Raw genomic sequence first — 16,519 nt, forward strand, 5'->3', positions numbered from 1 at the left:
AATGACCGATCAGTGGCGGCTCGATGCCGCCCGCGACATTGTCACCGACTACCTGCGCGGGGACATAGATCCGGACCGAAACCCGGATATGTTCGACGACGACATCGTGTACTTCGCGATCGCCCGCCTAGACCGCCACGACACCAACTGGTTATTAGCTCAGGTCGCGAATCCGCAATGGCCGCACAAAATACGGGCCGATATCGCGGGTATGATGCCCGGACATTACGCCGAAGGCCAAGCGGCACTCGGGGCAGACGACCACTGATGGACCATTGGCACTACGAACAGCAACGAGCACAGCTCGCCGAAATTCGGGATGAGTTGTCCGCCATAAGCGCCAAGGCCAGTTCGCGCGATGGTTCGGTCGAAGTAACCGTCGATCAGTCCGGCATCGTCACCGATGTGCGCTTGGAGCCGCGCGCGCTGCGTGGTGCGGCCGCAGATCTCGGCCGAGCCGTCACCGAAGCGGCCAGGGAGGCCGCGCGGCTGGCACACCAAAAGGTCACAGAGACCATTGGCCCGATCGAGGATATTGTCGGCCGCATGCCCGAGCCGGAGGATCTGCTACCAGGTGCGCCCAGCCTGCGGGAACCGGACGTCGTCGAGCAGCCAGCTCCGGTCGCCTACGAAGACGATGAGTACGACGACTACTACGACTGACGCGTAGGTCCCGTGCTGATCGTCGGTCGCCGAGCCGTCGTGGTCGGAGCGGGTGCGCGTGGCGCGTCCACGAACAATGGATGATCGAAGATCTGTCCGTGAGCGTAGGTCGCATCGCGCAAGCGCTGTCGATCCGGCTCGTCGACGAGCATCAGCACCAGTTCGTCACAGCGCCGCTCGAATACCATCGCCCGCAGCAGCATCGCCTCCGTCGCCGACCGTCCGTCGGTGTCGGATCGCAACTCCCCCAAGGCCACTCGGGAGACGTCGGCTCGACGCGACAGCATGGATGCGGCGAGCAGATCGTCGGCGTCACGCAGTTCCTCCCACCAGTCGCCGGGCACCTCCCGGCGCTGCCGGATCGCCTCCAGGATCCGTTGCCGCAGGCGCGGTAAGCCAAGTGAGTCGGGCGCGCCCACCTGTCCCACGCGCCGATGCGCATCCCAGGCGAGGTCGATACAGCGCGATCCGATCCCCTGCGCCGGCACCTTTCCAACCCGCTCCAGTAGTTGCTGCGCGGCTACCAGACCGAGCCGATCCGACAAGCCCGCCGCCGCCGCGCTCATATCCATTGCCGTCGAAGCGGATACCTGCCCCTCCATCGGTACCTCACGCAGTTGAGCGCGCATACCCGGATCGATCGCCTGCGAAGATACGATCGCCGTCACCTTGGCACCTGTCCGGCGTCCCCATGCCGCGCCGAACTCGGCAAGCACTCGCGCTGGATCGGAAACACCTTCCCATGCGTGGTCCGCTACCTCCCACATCCAAGGCGTGGAAATCTCACGGGGAAGATAGAGGCCCGCAGGTAGCCAGCTGCGGCCCTCGTTCGAGACGACGAACGCGTTGATTCCGCCGGAATGCCGCATGATCGACACCGCCCACTCCAGGCCGATCACCGACGAATCCACCACGGCCAGTACACCGCCCAGCAATGTCCGGGCCAGAACGAGATCACCGTCGACGCGCTCACCGAGTATGAAGGTCGGAGCGGCGGCGGCCACCATCGCACCACCGACGACATCGCGAATCAGTTCGTCGCTGCCGCCGGTGTCCGGCTGCCCGTCTCCGGCCTGCGGACCGCGCTGCGGCGAACCCGATTTCGCGGCGGGGGTGGCCGCGCTCGGCACCGGCGCGGTAGGACCGGCGGATACCTTCGGGACCAGCGAGGACCCCGATCCGCGCGAATCGACCTGTGGGGCTTTTGCTTCCATCCCGGGCCGCGACTGCGCTGCCGGAGACTGCGTCGAGGTTTGAGGCGAGGACTGCGCTGACACCGGCGGCGCCGAGGCTGGCTGCGCGGATATGGCAGTCGAACCGGCCGCGGGTGGCAGGATCGGCGGCATCATCGGCGGCATCTGCCCTGGTGAGTTGGTCGACGCCGCCTCCCGTGCGATCTCGCCTGAGTCGGCGCCGCGACCGGAATCGGTTGCGGCTGACCGGGTTTCCTGATGCTGCTGGGAATCGGTGGTATCGCCTGCCGTCTCGCCATACGCGCTGGAGTCGGATTGCCCCTGCAATTCACCGGAGCCGGTCGTCGACGGCGCGCGCGACGGGACGCCGGTTGTGGAAGCACTTGGATCGCCACCATCTGGCTGCACCGTCGGCGCATAGCCGGTGGTGACACCCGGCGTCGAGGTCGGTGCCGAAACCGCGGGCGGCATCCCCGGGGCGGTCGGCGCGTCCGTCGGGGTTCCCTGCGATGGCGAATCGACGGGAAGATCCGTCGGCCTATTCCCAGGCAAGCCATGATGCTCGAACGGATCCCCCACCGGCACATCGAATTTCGGGCCGAGGCCTAGCGGGGCCGGGAACTGGTGATGCGGTCCGGAGGTAGGGTGGCCGACGTCGTGCTGCTGGCCGGGCGGGTGCTGATGCGCGGGCCGGTTTTCCCGCTGTCCGTCCGGTCGATGGGGACCCCCGGAGTTCGCTGGCCCCGGATGCCATAGCGCACCCTCGAGGCGCTCCAGACTCGGCAAGATCGTCGGTCCGATCGAAGTCTGCGCGGCCCGTGCCACATCGTCGACCTCCTCCTGAGCCTCGGCGATGATCCGTTTGACGCGGCGGTCCAAGGCAGCCAACTTGGCCTCACGTTCGGCCTCAGTATCGGATTCGTCGCTTTGGGCGGCCTGCTGCGCACGACGAATCTTGGCGGTAGCATCCTCGACGATATCGAGGATCCGGTTTCGGGTGCGATAGACCAGATCGGAAAAAAACCCGAAGATTTCGGCAGCGGCGTCCAGCGCGTCAGCGAAGGCCTGCGGGTTACCCCGCTGCTTCAGCATATTTTGTTTTATTGGTTCGAGTCCCTCGCTGGCACGGACTCGATTATCGAAGTCATGGCGGGCTTGTTCGGCGCCGAGCGTATCCAGCGCCGCGGCGCCGTCACGCGAGGTGGTTTCCAGCGCGCTCCAGTCGCCGGGCGGCACCTCCGGCCATTTGTCCCGGACTATCTGCTCCCAATACGGACTTTCGTGCTCCGGCGCCATCCGATGATCACAACGAGTCGTAGTGGCGGACGTCCGTCCCGCCCGCCACATCCGCGTCGGCGAGGACATTCGTCGTGCTCACCGTCCCGGCGTGGGTAATCCGCGCACCATGGTTACTGGCCGCGACAGCTTGATCGAACGCCGTCACAATCTCCTGCCGGTGCGCGTCGAGCGAACGGTCGAGTGCCGATTCGGGCCGATGGTGCAGGACCAGATCCGAGACAGTCCCGGAAACCTGACCCGAGACCGTTTCGATGGCTCCGGCGAATCTGCCTGCCGCAGCGTTCACTTCGTGCGGTTCGTCTATATCCAGCATGTCGCCATCCCGTCTGCGAGAGGTTGTTTCGGTTCAGCTGGTGGTGCCGAATTCGGCATTCACCATGGCGCGGAAGGAGGCCTCGGTGGGCAGATCGAACGAGTCGATCGTGTAGGGACGCGTGCCCTTGTACTCCATTTCGGCACGCAGTCCGACCCGGGACTTCAGATGTGCCAGGCGCGCGAGCTTCAGAATCTCCGCGGCCAACCAGGCATCGCCGTTGTCACGAGCGTCGTCGGTGATGTGCAGACCGACGATCTCACCGTCGCGATCGCAGGCGACGCCGCAGGTGTGGTCGGGATTGAACACTTCATAGACCATGCTCCGCCAGTCGGGAGCCGGTGCCCCTTCGTCCACATCGAATTCGTCCGGATCTGTCTCGGTCAACGGGATCCCTCCTAAAGTCTTTCGGCAGGTTGACGATTCGACGGTGCACTACGCACGGACAGATCCTCATCGGATGCGTCCAATCGCGCGGCGAGCGCGGTCCACGCGGCATCGTCGATGCTCATGATCTGGCGCAGTTGCCAGAATCGAGCGCCGAGATACATCTCGGCGGTTCCATCCGGGGCGACATCGAGATGATCGGGTCCCTCATTGGTCGGATTGAGCGTAACCGTCGTGATCGGCGGGCGCCCGTCGTCGATATTCATGATCGTCGCGCCGCCGCCGGGGATGAAGCTCTGGCGGCAGCGCGGACTGTTTCCGATCGCGATATCGGCACTATTGGTGGTCACCGTGATCTCGGAGTTGAGCAGCAATTGCACCGCCCAGGCCCGAGCCGCGAGCTCCGGTCGATCGGCATTGATGGCAATGGTCAATGCGGTCGCCAGGTCGACGACAAGTAATGCCTCGGCGGTGGTGACACCCACGATGACCAACCGCTTGGCGCTGCCGACCGGGTAGGGCAGATCGTCGGCGCCGAGGGTCACCACGTCTGAGCCGGCGCCCGCACCGGTCGAAGGATGGGCGACGACGGTTCCGGTCGCGACGTCGATGGTGTACGCGGCCACCAGACTCGGCATCCGTTCGGCGACCCCGGCCAACCGAACCAGGCCCTCGTCGTGCAGCCACCGCACGGTATCGGCAACGGTGACCGCGCCGGGTTCGGTCATGACGGCACCGCACCTGCTGTCGCCGAGGGCGACCCGGACGGACCGGAGGGCCCTTTCGGCCCGTAAGAACCGGTCGACTCGAACGGCTCAGGCGGCGGCACAGATTCCATCACGCTCTGGTACTGCCGTGCCGCGTCAGCGCTGCTTTCTCGAATGGCCGCCATGATTTCGGTGACCAGTTCCTGATTGGTGAGGCGGTCCACGGTGCCCGGCGCCAGAAACAGATCCGTCAGTCGGCCCATCGCATCCACCTCGGGGATGATCGCACCGCTGGGCGAGGGCCGACGCGCTCGGATACCGTCGATCCGCTCACGCATATCGGCGATTCGATGCCGCAACTCGCGGGCGGCGTCGAGGGCGGCCTGTACATCGGGGTGGATATCACTCACACGGAACCTCCGGATTGAGTCGGGCCTTGGCCCGGCGACGGCGTCGGCGGTGTTACGGTCGGGGCGATTGTCGGCCGTTCCCCGATGACCTGTTCGGTATGGGGGGTGTCGTCGACGTACATCAATCGGTCGGGATGCCAGGCGACCACCCGATTGCGTTCGTTGCCATTGCCACCGGCACCGCCCATACCGGGAGACATCGGCATGTACGGCATCATCCCGGACCCGGCACCGGCACCGCGCGCGGCGGCCGCGCCGCCCGACGCCCCCGACGACAATCCCTCGATAACCGGTGTTCTCGGCATTCCGACCGCGGTGTTCGATGCCCCACCCGCGGTCGCGACGATCGGCATCGCGCCCACCGAGACCGAGGTTGTCGCGCCGGAGATGTCCGGTATTCCAGCGCCGGAGATCGCGCTGCCCGCACCTCCGGAACCGAGCGACCCTAGGCTGCTGGGGATGCCGAGGTCGTCGTATCCATAGTCGCTGTACTCGTCATCGAGGCCGGTGTCAGAGATGTCCTGGTTCTGGGCCATGCCGGCAGCGGAGGACATGGCGCTCATCATTGCCGGCAGCATCTGGGACAGCATGCTGGTGTCGCTGCCACTGCCACCGCTGCCCTTGCCGCTGCCGCCGGTGTCGCTCGTTCCGCCCTCGGCGGGAAGCTTCGAGTTGACGGTCGTGGTGTATCCGGTGATCGCCTCAGCCGAGCGGGCGTTCTGCTCCTGGAATTCGGCGAGCGCCTCCGAGAGCGCCAACTCGTTTTTCGACTTCATCGCGGCCAGTAACCGTTTGCGGGCCGCGATGATCTCCTCGGGTGTCGGATGTTTGGCCTTCGCGACGGTGAACGCATTGCTGTAGGCATCGACATTGTCGGCCAGCGCGCCCAATCCGGCACCGAGTTGCCCCAGCCAATTCCGATGCTCGGTGAGGTGCTCGGCCACGGTGGTGCCGACCGGCGTCCAATTCTGCATCAGCGTGGCCGCACCGTCGACGCCTTCGGTGGCGGCGACGTGGAAACCGCCGGTGTACTTGCGGATATCGGCCGCGAAACTGGTCGCCGGGCCAGGACCTGGGCCGGTGTGCAACTGCTTTGCGAACGTGAGCGGGTCGACGGATCCTGTAGCCGCGGGCAAGGTGAAGGTCGGTGGTTGCCGGAGACCGAATTCCTGCACATCGCTAACCGGATTGGCGGTGATCTCGCCGCCGCTGCCATTGATAACGCGCGCGCCCTCATCATCGGTGGTGGTGTAATCGGTTGCCGCGCTGCCGATGTGGTGCGCGTGGCGCTGGACCTCGTTGAGCACCCCGAGCACGCCATTGAACAGCGACGCGGCTTGGGCGTTGAGCCGTGGTACATGCGCCCCGGAGATCGGGTCGGCACCCGCTGGCCGCACCCAGCCGTTCGGCAATTCGGCTCCGGTGTCACGCGCCAGCGCGGCCAGCTTCGCGGCCACATCGACGAGTTGCGCCGGGTCGACATTCAGCGGCATTGCCTCCTCCTCTCACCATCCGGCTCACGATCACGCCGGAGCAGCCACCGCGGGCATGGCCGCACCCGCCGATGGATCGCCGGTGACCGGCATACCCGACATCTTGCCTTGATCGTGGTCCTCCGGCGCGGTCGCGTCGATACCGTTCGGATGGCTGAATCCGACGAATTGGCCGAATTCCCCAGCACTATCGGACATTTCCGTCGGAGTGAACTGCTTGAGCTGGCCGTTGACCACGACTTCCAGTGTGCCCCCGTCATCGGCGGGGAAGGCCACCACGATGGCGGTGCGCGCGTCCCAGACCGCGACATCGCCGGTCATCAACTGATACGGATCGACCGCGGTGCCGATCTGCTTCTTGTCCGACCACTTCGCCGGGGTCTTCGCGTATGCCGCCTGGGCATCGGTGCCGCTGGCGTTGCCGAACGCCGCATCCAAAGCCTGTGCGACAGTGGCGGATACCTTCTGAGTCCGACCGTCCGGGAAGGTGTACACGACAGTTCCGTCGGAGTTCGGTGTGCGGCCCGGCATACCTGTCGTCGGCTGCGTGGACGACGAATTCGCCGGGGGCGCGGTATTCGTCGCGGGTGCCGGCGTGCTGGTCACGGGCTGCTGCACGGCAGGTTGGGCAGGTGCGACGGCTGCGGGGACAGCGCGGAGTTGGTCCTCGTACGGGTCGTATTCGCCACGCCGGCTGTTGAGGTCGGTGTCGGCTTGACCGCGGTTCATCATCTGCGCCATCATCATCGGCAGCATCGAACTCATCATGTCCATACCAGAATTCGCCGGTGAAGCGGCGGCCGCATCCGGCACCGATGCCGGTGTAGCGGTGCTGGGATTCGCGGCGGCGCTGTTGTTGAGGTCGTCGAGCGCCTGCTGCACCTTGTCGTCGAGCGAGTTACCGGTCGGCGTGGTTCCGGTGTCGACGCCGGGCGTGGTCGGATTGAGGTCGTCCAGCCCGGGGACCACGGAACCATCGTCGACGGGTGTGACCGGGGGAGGGTCGGTACCCGGCGTCGTCGGAGTCGTCGGCACTTGCGGGACGTCAGCCGGATCGAGCAACTTCTTCTTCAGATCCGCGTTCTCCTGCTGGAGCTTCTTGATCTGCTCTTCCAGCTCCTTGAGCTTGGCGGTCTCCTTACCGGCGTCGCCCGCAGTGTCCGCGTTAGCGCTGCTCGCCTTGTCGAAAGCGGTTGCGACAGCCTGGATCGCGTCGTTGCAGTACTCGTAGATGTGCTGATCTTCCTTGACCCCAGGCTTGGGCACGGTCGGCGCAGCCGCGTTGATCATGTCGATTCCGTCATTGACAGCTTGCTGAGCAGCCTTGGAGATGGCCGCCGTTTTCTGAGCCAGCGGCACGATCACCTTGGCCGAATCATTGATTTCGCCCGCAGCCTGCTGCAGGCTGGCCGCGGTGACCGCGTAATTCTTGAAATTGGCCAGACCTGAATCGGTGACCTGCTTGGGCGGTTCCATCGTCGGTGGATCGTCCGTCGAGCCCTTGCCGCAGCTATTGAAGTAGCCGCGGAACTTCCCAGGCAAGGTTGTGTACCACTGTATTGTGGTATCAAGCGGCACATACTCTGGTGCCACTTCCTTGATGCGCGCGGGATCAGGCATCAGCATCGGGTGCGGTTCCACGGAGCTACTCCTGGGCCGGATGCGTTAGTTGATGATCTTGACGGGGAGTTCCCCCACGGTGCCCGCGCTTGGCTGATCGTATTCTCGCCAAGCCTTTCCTCCGTATGCCGTGGCCGCTGCCGCGGTCAGGGTACCCAAGCCCATATTTTTCATCGGCGCTTTCAAGGCGGTCATGCGGACCCCGCTGTACATCCCCCTGGTGCTGCTATTGATAAACACAGTTCCAACATTTTTGAAGCTCTGGCCCAGCGCTTTCGCGCCGCCTTTTAGCAAGGCGCCCTTGGCGGCACCGCCGACCATTCCCCCAGGAATGGCGCCGAGGGCACCATTGACCAGGGCGGCCTCCATGACGTCCTCCCACCCTTTACCCTCGAACCCCGCGATTGCACCACCGACAACTCCGCCAACAAGCGCGCCACCGACCGGCCCACCAAACGCGAAGCCCACGCCGGTCGCCACGCCGGAGAGGACGTCCTTCCATCCGAGACCGAACATGTGATCACCTATCCGCTGTCGAGTGCGCGCCTACCCGCGATAGACCGTTGACGACCGTGCATGGAACTTCTATCGACTCCCTCATTGTTGAGGATTCCCAAGGGTGGGAACCTGCCGTCCGCATCGCACGAGTCAGGATGATGGCGGTAGGACATGCACTGACGTGCACGAATTGCCATGGCCACCACGTTGTTCCGGTGCGCCGGGATATCGACACAGGAGGAAGTACCGGATGCACCTCCACAACCTGCCGCTCGGGCGTCCGGCACGGCCGGTCACCCGCGCCCGCGTGCGGCGGGCATGCGGAGGTGCGCGGTGACGAGCGCCGAAGCGGAAATCGCCGTCGAGGATCCGGCCGATGGTGAGAATGCTGAGTCGGCGCCATCCGCTCCGGTAACCCCTTGGTCCAACCAGCGGCGACGCACGAATCCGACCGCACCCGGCTCAACGCCGGCGCCGGGCCAGAACGGCCCGGCACCGGCGAACCAGGGGAACAGTGCCGCGCCGCCGGGAACGGCTACCCAAGGCGCGAATTCCGGTGCCCCGAGTGCTGGTTCGGGGGCTGGCCAGGCCGGTTCCACGGGCGCGGTGACGCCTCCAGCGAGCACAACTCAGCCCCCTCCGGTTGGCACGGCACAGCCCGCTCCGGCCGGAGAGGCGGCGCCGAATCAGGCTCAGGTTGCGCCCGCTGAGCCTGCGCCGCCTTTGGTGGATCCGGATGCGGTGGCGGCGTTGGCGCCGGCGGCGTTGTCGGCGGGGGCGATGGCGTTGGGTGTGTTGCCGATGCTGGCCTCGGCGTTGGCCGGATTGGGGTCCGGTGGCGGCAGCGGCAGTGGCGGTGGATCGGGTACGGGTACCGGTGCTGATGGTGGTGGGGCGGATGGGTCCGAGGGTGGGTTGTCGCCGGAGGCGCAGAAGGCGTTGCAGGCGTTGAAGTTACTCGCCGCTGTTTATGGTGACGGCAAAACCGATGACCCCGAAGTCAAACAACTGCGGCAGCAGTTGGGGATCAACGGGACCGGTTCGGGGGCGACCGCGATCAAGGCGCGGCAGTTGTTCCAGAAAAACGCCGCGACCGCGTTCAACAACCTCGACAACCAATTGGCTTCCTACATCACCGGTTTGGCCGGTAACCACAAGGTCGACAAGAAAGCGGTCACCGCGCTGATCCGTGAGGTCAACGTCGCGTTGGCCGAACTCGGCCCTCAGGCCTACACCAAGGCCGGACGCCAAAAGGTCCACCAGATCCTGACCAGCGCACTACAAAAAGCCAGCCAAATCGTCACCGGCAGCAACGCCAGCGCCAACGCTACTGCCAATGCGATCAATCGGCTGACCAATCAATACCTGTACAACATCGCCGGGAAAAAATACGCGGGTGGCGGCACCAGTGGCCAGATGCCCGGCGGCACAGTCGGTGACTGGATCAAGCAGGCACTGCAGGTGCTGCAGCAGGCGGGCGTGGACATCAGCGCGATCGATCCGCAGGACATCGCGCTCATTATCCAAGAAGAATCCAGCGGCAATCCCAATGCCGTCAACAACGACGACATCAATGCCCGTAGGGGTACACCATCGACCGGGCTCATGCAGATCATCGGCCCAAACTTCAATCATTACGCCGTGCCCGGGCACACGAACATCTATAATCCGGTCGACAATATCGTCGCCGGGGTCCGTTACGCGATAGGCCGATACGGCTCGGTCAGCAATGTGCCGGGCGTGAAGGCCGTGCGTGCCGGTCGACCGTACGAGCCCTACTGATGCCACCATCGCAGCGGGATACACCGGATCCGAGCCTCGACAACGCACACGAGGCCCGGCCCGGCACAACGACCTCCGCGCCGCGTCGGAACCCGCCACGGCGCAGTCAGACCCGGACACCGCCCGGAACTCCCGCCGCGATCGCACAGCCACCCGCCGCAACCGCGGCCACACGCGGGCCGACCGGAACGCCTATCGCCGAATCCGGTACCACCTCAGCCGGATCGCCCGCCGTCGCTCGCCCCGACGCACTCGCCGGATTCGGTTCGAGCGCGCCATACGCCGCGGCGGCACTCGGTGCGCTGGCATCCATGGCCGCACAGTACGGCAATACCAACCCCACCGCCGATACCGGCCAGCCGTATGCACCGCCCGCGCTCGGGTCCGGACAACCGACCTCATGGCCCGGCGAATCGGGCGACCGGTACGCGGCGAATAATCTCGACACCGCACGACGCGGACAATCGACACAATCATTGAACGCCGAACTCGGCCGTCTGCTCGGCGGTGCCGCGGAGAGCACGATCCAAGGCCGAGCGGCCATCGATGGCATTATCGCCGAAGTGAATACGGCAATGACCGCACTCGGCGGTGTCGCCGACACCACTGCGGGCCGTCAGATGCTGATCACCACACTCAGCAATGCCCTACAGCGTGCAGGCGCTGTGCTCGGACAGGGACAGTCCACAGCCGCGATCACCGCGGATAAGGTTGCCGCACTAGCCGACCGGTTCCTGCAGAACGCGCGCCCGACCCGGCAACCACCACGGCGATCCCAGCCGAGCACCGGCGGATCCAGTGCGCGTCCGCCGCGTACGCGACCGTCCGGTCGTCAGGGTCAGTGGATCAACGATGCCTTGCGCGTCCTGGCGGCCAACGGCTACGACACCCGGCACATCGATCCGGCCGATATCGCCGCGATCATCCAGCACGAATCTGCGGGCGATCCGAATGCGATCAATCTCTGGGACAGCAATGCCGCCAAGGGAACTCCGTCCAAGGGCCTGATGCAGACCATCGATCCCACATTCAACGCCTATGCGCTGCCGGGGCACCGCGACATCTGGAATCCGGTCGACAACATCATCGCCGGTGTGCGGTACGCCATCTCCCGCTACGGTTCGGTCAGCAATGTGCCCGGTATCGAGGCGATGCGCAATGGCGGGCACTACGTCGGTTACTGAGCCGGGATACGCCGATCTCGACAGCCGACGGCTACGACCACCGGGTGGCGTGATAGCTACTCGGCAGTTTGCTCACTTTGACGACATCTCCGGTGTGCGGCGCTTGGACACATTGGCCGTTCCCGATGTACATCATGACGTGGCCAGGATTTCCGTTATTGAACTGGTCACCGGGGAAGATCAGGTCGCCGGGGCGGATATCGGCCGGGTTTATCTTCTGCAGCTGCTTGTACTGGTCGGCGGCAACGCGTGGGATCTTGACGCCCGCCTGCGCGGCCGCATATTGCATGAGTGACGAGCAGTCCCAGGAGTTCGGACCGTTGGCGCCGAAGACGTACGGATCGCCGAGTTGAGCCATCGCGGCCTGAATCGCCTTCTGCGCAGCCGCGGTCGTGCCGGTGGCTGCGGCGCCTGTGTATTTTTTTCCGGCGATGTTGTAGAGGTATTGGTTGGTCAGCCCGTTGATCGCGTTGGCGGTGTCGGTGGCGCTGGCGTTGCTGCCGGTGACGATTTGGCTGGCTTTTTGTAGTGCGCTGGTCAGGATCTGGTGGACCTTTTGGCGTCCGGCCTTGGTGTAGGCCTGAGGGCCGAGTTCGGCCAACGCGACGTTGACCTCACGGATCAGCGCGGTGACCGCTTTCTTGTCGACCTTGTGGTTACCGGCCAAACCGGTGATGTAGGAAGCCAATTGGTTGTCGAGGTTGTTGAACGCGGTCGCGGCGTTTTTCTGGAACAACTGCCGCGCCTTGATCGCGGTCGCCCCCGAACCGGTCCCGTTGATCCCCAACTGCTGCCGCAGTTGTTTGACTTCGGGGTCATCGGTTTTGCCGTCACCATAAACAGCGGCGAGTAACTTCAACGCCTGCAACGCCTTCTGCGCCTCCGGCGACAACCCACCCTCGGACCCATCCGCCCCACCACCATCAGCACCGGTACCCGTACCCGATCCACCGCCACTGCCGCTGCCGCCACCGGACCCCAATCCGGCCAACGCCGAGGCCAGCATCGGCAACACACCCAACGCCATCGCCCCCGCCGACAACGCCGCCGGCGCCAACGCCGCCACCGCATCCGGATCCACCAAAGGCGGCGCAGGCTCAGCAGGCGCAACCTGAGCCTGCGGCTGCGCAGCGGGCGGCTGACCCGGCTGACCCGCCGACTGATCAGGTGGCGCGACAATATTCCCCTGCGGCACCGCCGCCGAACCCGGACCGGACCCGCCCTGCCCCGCTTGCCCCTGCGGTGCAGCGGGCGCGCCATTCTGCGCTGGTGCCGGTGAAGAACCGTTCTGCCCAGGCGACGTACCGGTTCCGGGATTCGCCGGACCCGTGCCGGTCCGCGGTTTGGTCTTGTGCTCTTGCTTTCCCGACCACGGCGTTACCGGACCGGATGGTGAATCCCCCTCGTCGCCAGCACCTTCGGTCTGCTCATCGACAACTTCGACCTGATAATCCGCAGGCCAGACCTCGGCGCTGGTCACGACCCACCCCCTAGCACTCGCTTGATGCGCACGTCGCGGCCGGTCGGCATCGACTGCTCGACGAACCGTCCAGAGTACGGATCATAAGTCATGACTTGTGTTGCGCCGAGAGCGATTCCGGTCCGAGTAGGCGCGTTGCTGCGGTAGTCCCAGAAAACCAGATCACCCTCCGACACCGCGGCGGGATCGACCCGCTGTCCGCATGCGGCCTGGGCCGCGATGGTTTTCGGAAGCACGATCACCGCTTTTCCGATACTCGACGATTGCCCGCATCCGACCGCCGCCGATCCCGGCTGCGCCGACGTACCCCTCGCGGGCGGTGTCACCGGTTCGGTGTCGTCCGGTGGTTGCGTCGTCGCATCGCAACGCCCGGTCACCGCAGCGGCCGAGGCCTGATAGATCACATCCCGCGTCAACCCTGCCGCGCTCGATGGGCCACTCGGCGCACCGTCGGCACTTCCCGACGATGCTTTCAGTGCATGATTGATGGCCAGTTCCCGGGCACAGTCACCGAGCAATCCGCTCATGGTCGTCTGCAGCGGCGGAAGTTGATACGGCGCGGTGTGGATCGCGCTTGCGCAGGCGCGCTGCCAGTCCGAAGCTGTCGTATCATCCGGTGCCACAGTCAATTCCGCGTACGGGTTGGCGGTAGGTGCGGTCGAGGGCGCGGCGCCCGTCCCAGAACTGGACGCAGCGGTCGTGCGGGGTGGGGAGGTCTCGGTCTGCGACGGGTCCGGGCCCACCGCGCTGTCGCACTGATAGTGCAGGTCGGCCGAGATGGCCGACGTCGTGCCGCCGACCACGAGCACCATGATGACGAGAAGCGTGCCGAGGCCGGACACCGCCGCCAGCAACAACCACGCCCAGGCGGGAACCATGGCGAGGAAAATGAGCCGACCGATCATCGAATACCTCTCCGCACAGGACGAACGACTTTATCTTCCCAAAGCACAGACCTAATTTCCCAGCAGCCTGTCGACTGCTCCCAATGTCTGTGCCCAGCGCGGATGGGCGTCATTTGTTCCGCGTGGTGTCACTGTATTGGACAAATCCGTGGTTCGACCCGAGCCCAAATGTTCCGATCGGACGGCGTCGTAGACTGTATCCCGGAGATTGCGGATTGCTTCCGGATCAGCGACGTTACGAACGAGCGCTTCTGTGGCATTCTGCGCGTTTCTGGCATGCTCGTTCATAATCCATTGCTTCATACGCTCCGCCTCCCGCACACCGACATGAGCGCTCTGCAATCTGAGGTCGTTGCCGGTCAAGGGACCCGTAGGCACAGTCCCGTTTATCACATTATTCAACGCCCTCATCTTCGCTGCCGCTTCATCCGGATCATCACGAATGTCACCAAAAGTACCTCGACTGTGGTCACCAGCATATTCTCGGACGAAATCCAACTGCGGATGACCCAATGGGTTGTCTTCGTCCAGGGCGACGCCGCCCGCCCTGACTCTGCGGAATTCCCGGGCCGCCTGCTGCAGAGTCCCGAAATTGGCCGCGACCTCGTCGGCACTGCCATCGCCTCTGATCAGCAGGCGTGCTGAATTCTGGGTATGCCGCAAAGCAGCAGCCAAGAACGCCAGGTCGCGGTCCTGGAGCGGTTCGTTACCAGCGGCCTGGGCGATAGTTGCCCGCGAGCGCGACGCAAGCCGCGCCCTTTCCTCATTTCTCGCACCGGCGCCGATCATGGCCCCGAATGAATCGGCCGCAGTGCCGCCGACATCGATAACGCCTTGCACGGCTGCGGCATTGCCCAAGACCGAGTCCAGACCACCATATTCGGCAGCTTCAAGTCCGGCGTTGGACGCAAAGAGTTCCCGGTTCATATACGACTGCGCATACCAGCCGTACCGCCCACCGAACCGGTCGTCCCCGACCCACACGCCTCCCTGCGCCTCCGTCATTGCCCTCTTCAGCCTGGATTGCGGGTGGAACGATCCGGGAATCCCCATCATCATCCATTCGGTCAGCGGCGAGTTGGCAATCGTGCTCGCACCACCCATCAGGGCCATCATCCCCATGCCCGACATCTTGTGGCTCGCGCCGAATTGCCCCATCCCCAAGGCCGTCCCGCCACCGCCACCACCACCCGAGCCGGCTCTGGCGCCACCGTTCTGAATGGCCAGCGCAAAACGGTTGGCAATCCAGTCGTTGCCCTTCTCCAGACCCGCATTGAGGCGCTTCAACTGTAAGATCGCGACGATTTCCACTATCGCCACGATGACGAACACGGACATGACCTGGCCGCGCGCCTGCTTGAATAGATCGCCGAGAAAAAGCTCATAGACGCCGAGGAATATGACGAACACGGCCATGCGCGCGGCAGAGACGAATCCGTGCACGACACACCGAATGGTGAACGTTTGCGTCGGCCCGTATACGAATCCGCCCGCGGCGAATCCGAATATCGTCATGAATCCGTAGTAGATCGAATCGAGCGCGGCCCAGATGACCTTGATGGCCAGGTATGCGCCGAAAAGCAATAGCACCGTGCCGGACAACAGCAGTAGGATTCCGGCGCCGATTTGACCGACGCTCGGGTTATCGGCCGCCGAATAGGCGGCGCTGTCCCCGCAGGACTTCATCCCGTTCTTGACCCGGTCCTCGTCACCGGCCATGACACCGGCCGACCACGCTGCCCGGCAGGACGCCCGGTCGTCGACTACATGCCCGAAGTTCCACACCTGCAACGGACTTCGGGCGAAATTGTCCGCCATGTCCGCCTGCATCGTCTGGATCAACTGGTTCGGATTCGGATTGCTATTGCCGTTCAAACCGGCCGCCACCGAAATCCCCAGATTCCGACCCTGCGCCAGCAGTCCGTCCGGCGCCAGCACCTCAGCAAGCGGCTCGGCCAAGAAGAGCGGCCCGAGTATCGCCACCCCCACCATCATCACAACCTGCATCGAGGCCTTGGAGAAATAGCCGCGCACAATGAAAACGCCAACCGGGATCCCGCCGATCGCCACAAAAGTCACCAACATGATCGGTGTCGCGATCTGCCCCGACAGACTGTGCGCAACACCCTCCAGCGGCTTGCTGACGACAGTCAGCCATCCGAAGTCCAGGGTATCGGTGGGCAGCCAGATCGCGGTGACCGTAATGACAAGCCAGATGGCGAACAGCACGATGATCAGGAACGACATTACGAGGTTTCCCGGATTCAACACACCGCCGCGATTGGTGGCGAACAGGTAACTCGAAAGTTCCACACCCGAGGAATCTTTGACGCGCATCCAGCTCAGCGCACTATTAGGCGCGGACACTGTCCCCGTGCTGGTTTCCGCCGTGGCCAGCACCGCCATGATGCCCGGACAGAGAAACAGCACGATAAGAGCGATAATCGTCCAGGTGGTCCAGCGCCGACGGCGCGTCGCGCCGATCCACTTACGACATCGCCGGAATATCGCCGACGGTCGCCATCGAACCGGATCGAATAACTCCGATTCTTCCGCCATTCCGAAGTCGGATAATCCTCGTCGAT

The 16,519-nt window shown here is 64.6% G+C and carries 16 protein-coding genes; 4 read left to right on the forward strand and 12 right to left on the reverse strand.

Annotated features, from left to right (window positions below):
- Position 1: 1 nt before the first annotated feature.
- Positions 2 to 268, forward strand: a complete 267-nt coding sequence (locus ACQP2U_RS30325) for a hypothetical protein (protein WP_433710602.1) — start codon at positions 2 to 4, stop codon at positions 266 to 268.
- Positions 268 to 663, forward strand: a complete 396-nt coding sequence (locus ACQP2U_RS30330; protein WP_433710603.1) for a YbaB/EbfC family nucleoid-associated protein — start codon at positions 268 to 270, stop codon at positions 661 to 663. Before ACQP2U_RS30325 ends, ACQP2U_RS30330 begins: the two co-directional genes overlap by 1 nt.
- Here the strand turns inward: ACQP2U_RS30330 and ACQP2U_RS30335 are convergent.
- From ACQP2U_RS30335 to ACQP2U_RS30375, 9 genes are all read right to left on the reverse strand, one after another.
- A complete protein-coding gene (locus ACQP2U_RS30335; protein ID WP_433710604.1) occupies positions 654 to 3,152 on the reverse strand; it encodes a hypothetical protein in 2,499 nt (832 codons plus the stop codon). The two genes, ACQP2U_RS30330 and ACQP2U_RS30335, sit on opposite strands and share 10 nt — an antisense overlap.
- Positions 3,153 to 3,159: 7 nt before the next feature.
- Entirely contained in the window at positions 3,160 to 3,468 is a 309-nt protein-coding gene (locus ACQP2U_RS30340; protein ID WP_433710605.1) for a hypothetical protein, read from the reverse strand.
- Positions 3,469 to 3,501: 33 nt separating this feature from the next.
- The gene (locus ACQP2U_RS30345; RefSeq protein ID WP_387296720.1) at positions 3,502 to 3,855 is read right to left on the reverse strand and encodes a hypothetical protein; all 354 of its coding nucleotides are present in this window, start codon (positions 3,853 to 3,855) and stop codon (positions 3,502 to 3,504) included.
- Positions 3,856 to 3,866: 11 nt separating this feature from the next.
- A complete protein-coding gene (locus tag ACQP2U_RS30350; RefSeq protein ID WP_433710606.1) occupies positions 3,867 to 4,583 on the reverse strand; it encodes a hypothetical protein in 717 nt (238 codons plus the stop codon).
- On the reverse strand, positions 4,580 to 4,972 hold the full coding sequence (locus ACQP2U_RS30355; RefSeq protein ID WP_397027754.1) for a YbaB/EbfC family nucleoid-associated protein: 393 nt from the start codon (positions 4,970 to 4,972) through the stop codon (positions 4,580 to 4,582). Before ACQP2U_RS30355 ends, ACQP2U_RS30350 begins: the two co-directional genes overlap by 4 nt.
- Positions 4,969 to 6,465, reverse strand: a complete 1,497-nt coding sequence (locus ACQP2U_RS30360; RefSeq protein WP_433710607.1) for a PPE domain-containing protein — start codon at positions 6,463 to 6,465, stop codon at positions 4,969 to 4,971. Before ACQP2U_RS30360 ends, ACQP2U_RS30355 begins: the two co-directional genes overlap by 4 nt.
- Positions 6,466 to 6,495: 30 nt before the next feature.
- Positions 6,496 to 8,106, reverse strand: coding sequence for a bZIP transcription factor (locus ACQP2U_RS30365; RefSeq protein WP_433710608.1), 1,611 nt, complete (start codon positions 8,104 to 8,106; stop codon positions 6,496 to 6,498).
- Positions 8,107 to 8,130: 24 nt separating this feature from the next.
- Positions 8,131 to 8,601, reverse strand: a complete 471-nt coding sequence (locus ACQP2U_RS30370) for a hypothetical protein (RefSeq protein WP_433710609.1) — start codon at positions 8,599 to 8,601, stop codon at positions 8,131 to 8,133.
- A gap of 275 nt (positions 8,602 to 8,876) precedes the next feature.
- Complete coding sequence (locus ACQP2U_RS30375) at positions 8,877 to 9,209, reverse strand: hypothetical protein (RefSeq protein ID WP_433710610.1); 333 nt, start codon at positions 9,207 to 9,209, stop codon at positions 8,877 to 8,879.
- Positions 9,210 to 9,384: 175 nt separating this feature from the next.
- Here ACQP2U_RS30375 and ACQP2U_RS30380 point away from each other — a divergent pair, with 175 nt between their 5' ends.
- On the forward strand, positions 9,385 to 10,365 hold the full coding sequence (locus ACQP2U_RS30380; RefSeq protein WP_433716621.1) for a DUF4226 domain-containing protein: 981 nt from the start codon (positions 9,385 to 9,387) through the stop codon (positions 10,363 to 10,365).
- The gene (locus tag ACQP2U_RS30385) at positions 10,365 to 11,549 is read left to right on the forward strand and encodes a transglycosylase SLT domain-containing protein (protein ID WP_433710611.1); all 1,185 of its coding nucleotides are present in this window, start codon (positions 10,365 to 10,367) and stop codon (positions 11,547 to 11,549) included. Before ACQP2U_RS30380 ends, ACQP2U_RS30385 begins: the two co-directional genes overlap by 1 nt.
- A 31-nt stretch (positions 11,550 to 11,580) precedes the next feature.
- On the opposite strand, the gene ACQP2U_RS30390 is transcribed toward ACQP2U_RS30385, so the two are convergent.
- Genes ACQP2U_RS30390 through ACQP2U_RS30400 form a run of 3 tightly spaced genes read right to left on the reverse strand, consistent with a single transcriptional unit; the run spans position 11,581 to position 16,493 of the window.
- Positions 11,581 to 13,029, reverse strand: coding sequence for a C40 family peptidase (locus ACQP2U_RS30390; protein WP_433710612.1), 1,449 nt, complete (start codon positions 13,027 to 13,029; stop codon positions 11,581 to 11,583).
- On the reverse strand, positions 13,026 to 13,934 hold the full coding sequence (locus ACQP2U_RS30395) for a hypothetical protein (protein WP_433710613.1): 909 nt from the start codon (positions 13,932 to 13,934) through the stop codon (positions 13,026 to 13,028). The genes ACQP2U_RS30390 and ACQP2U_RS30395 overlap by 4 nt, the downstream gene beginning before the upstream one ends.
- Positions 13,935 to 13,985: 51 nt before the next feature.
- Positions 13,986 to 16,493 carry a hypothetical protein gene (locus ACQP2U_RS30400; RefSeq protein WP_433710614.1) on the reverse strand — a complete coding sequence of 836 codons (2,508 nt, stop codon included), beginning with the start codon at positions 16,491 to 16,493 and terminating at the stop codon, positions 13,986 to 13,988.
- Positions 16,494 to 16,519: the final 26 nt, after the last annotated feature.

The organism is Nocardia sp. CA-084685, from assembly GCF_050955785.1.
Classification (GTDB): Bacteria; Actinomycetota; Actinomycetes; order Mycobacteriales; family Mycobacteriaceae; genus Nocardia.

Coding starts and splice junctions, on each gene's coding strand:
- ACQP2U_RS30325 (WP_433710602.1), top strand. CDS start 2: ATGACCGATCAGTGGCGGCTCGATGCCGCCCGCGACATTGTCACCGAC.
- ACQP2U_RS30330 (WP_433710603.1), top strand. CDS start 268: ATGGACCATTGGCACTACGAACAGCAACGAGCACAGCTCGCCGAAATT.
- ACQP2U_RS30335 (WP_433710604.1), bottom strand. CDS start 3,152: ATGGCGCCGGAGCACGAAAGTCCGTATTGGGAGCAGATAGTCCGGGAC.
- ACQP2U_RS30340 (WP_433710605.1), bottom strand. CDS start 3,468: ATGCTGGATATAGACGAACCGCACGAAGTGAACGCTGCGGCAGGCAGA.
- ACQP2U_RS30350 (WP_433710606.1), bottom strand. CDS start 4,583: ATGACCGAACCCGGCGCGGTCACCGTTGCCGATACCGTGCGGTGGCTG.
- ACQP2U_RS30360 (WP_433710607.1), bottom strand. CDS start 6,465: ATGCCGCTGAATGTCGACCCGGCGCAACTCGTCGATGTGGCCGCGAAG.
- ACQP2U_RS30370 (WP_433710609.1), bottom strand. CDS start 8,601: ATGTTCGGTCTCGGATGGAAGGACGTCCTCTCCGGCGTGGCGACCGGC.
- ACQP2U_RS30380 (WP_433716621.1), top strand. CDS start 9,385: ATGCTGGCCTCGGCGTTGGCCGGATTGGGGTCCGGTGGCGGCAGCGGC.
- ACQP2U_RS30385 (WP_433710611.1), top strand. CDS start 10,365: ATGCCACCATCGCAGCGGGATACACCGGATCCGAGCCTCGACAACGCA.
- ACQP2U_RS30395 (WP_433710613.1), bottom strand. CDS start 13,934: ATGATCGGTCGGCTCATTTTCCTCGCCATGGTTCCCGCCTGGGCGTGG.
- ACQP2U_RS30400 (WP_433710614.1), bottom strand. CDS start 16,493: ATGGCGGAAGAATCGGAGTTATTCGATCCGGTTCGATGGCGACCGTCG.